We start from the raw sequence: 1,529 nt of genomic DNA on the forward strand, positions 1-1,529 counted from the left end.
CCGAGACCGCGACAACCCCGTGACCAGCGTGATCAGGATGGAAAAGGCTCAGTGTACCGCCGAACCGGCTACAGAAATGATCATATCAACACATATTCTACCGAGATACCGGGAAGTTCCTCGGCGCCATGATGCGAATGACATATCGCACTTTCTGCACGCGGCCCGCCACATCGGACGCGATTCCGCGTTGTTCACCGCCGTTCCGCCCAATACAGCGGACGCCGAGATGGTAGAACGCCGGATATGAGCAAGGAGCGGCTGCATGAGATCGGGCGGGAATTGCGGTGGCGGCGGGCGGCCGCCGGGCTGACGGACGCCGAAATCGCATCGCGGGCCGGGGTGCCCGAATTGACGGTGTCGCAGGTGGAGATGGGGGAGCGGGCCTCCGACCCCGAGGCGGTGCTGCGGCTGTTCGCGGTGCTGGACATGGAAGAGGCGGAGGCCAAGCGGCTGGCCGTCCTGGTGCGGGCCGCCTACGCGGAAACGGCGCCCCCGCAGATCGAGAGGGGCGTGTGCTTCCGGCCCGGCGCGGCGGTGGAACTGGGCGAGCAGGCGACGGCGGTGTGGGGGTTCGGCGCGTTCATCATTCCCGGTCCGCTGCGGACGGCGGAGTACTCGGCCCAGTCCGCGCTGTTCATCGGGAGCGGCCCGGTGAATTGGGCCGCGGTGCTGGCGGACGAGAGCCGGCTGTTCACGTTCGTGCTGGCGGAGGCGGCGCTGCGGACGCGGCCGGGCTCGGGGACGTGCCTACCGGGGCAGATCGCCCACCTGCTGACGCTGGCGGAACGGCCCAACGTGCGGCTGGGAATCGTGCCCGGCTCGGCGGACGGCTGGCCGCGTCTGCCGCTGCACGGCTTCACGGTGTTCGGCACCTTCGCCGTGACGGTGGAGACGTTCACACGCGAAGTGACTTACACCGACGCGGCCGAGGTGCGCAGGTACGCAGACGTCTTCCGGGAGTACGAACGACACGCGCTGTTCGGCACCGAGGCCCGCCGCATGCTCGGGATGGCGGCCTGCAGCGCCCAGGAGACTACGTGATTCCCCTCGGCGGCGTGAACACGGCGCCCCACAGCGCCCCGCCGCCGAGTTCATCCGTCACGCCCAGGCGCCGCCGGAAGCGGCACGTCACCGCTTTCGTGGGGCCGGCTGTCCGCTTCCGGGGTCGCGTGGGTTTGGATGCGCTGATAATCCGCGGAACAGCGGTCGGCCCACTCATGAAGGCCGATTTCCGCATAAAGCTTGGCAGCGGATCGGTAGGAATGGCTTGCCGTCTTGCGCCGTCCCTGGGTTTCCGCCAGCCGCGCATATTGTAGATGAGCGTTGGCCTGGCCGTGCCGGTCGCCGATGTCCTGGTAGAGGGCAAGAGCCTCCTGGAGGTGCTTGGCCGCCTGCTCATACTCACCCTGCTTCCGGGCGACCTGTCCAAGACCTTGAAGAGCGTCAGCTTGGCCATGCCGGCTGCCAATGCTTGGACCTCCCCGAGTTGGTTGGAGGCTCTGATACCTGCAAGGGTGTGAGGAGTC

3 protein-coding genes are annotated in these 1,529 nt (G+C 67.6%); 2 read left to right on the forward strand and 1 reads right to left on the reverse strand.

All coding sequences use genetic code 11. The features are described from left to right. Both ABD879_RS32545 and ABD879_RS32550 read left to right on the forward strand, forming a co-directional pair. Nucleotides 1-250, forward strand: a 250-nt coding sequence (locus ABD879_RS32545) for a hypothetical protein (protein ID WP_345025636.1), incomplete at its 5' end; no start/stop codon positions are given. Further along, a complete protein-coding gene (locus tag ABD879_RS32550) occupies nt 247-1,044 on the forward strand; it encodes a Scr1 family TA system antitoxin-like transcriptional regulator (RefSeq protein ID WP_345025637.1) in 798 nt (265 codons plus the stop codon). The genes ABD879_RS32545 and ABD879_RS32550, both read left to right, overlap by 4 nt. A gap of 50 nt (nt 1,045-1,094) precedes the next feature. On the opposite strand, the gene ABD879_RS32555 is transcribed toward ABD879_RS32550, so the two are convergent. Next, on the reverse strand, nt 1,095-1,529 hold a 435-nt coding region (locus tag ABD879_RS32555; RefSeq protein ID WP_345025638.1), incomplete at its 5' end, for a tetratricopeptide repeat protein.

Source organism: Actinomadura keratinilytica (assembly GCF_039539665.1).
In the GTDB taxonomy this organism is placed as follows: domain Bacteria; phylum Actinomycetota; class Actinomycetes; order Streptosporangiales; family Streptosporangiaceae; genus Spirillospora; species Spirillospora keratinilytica.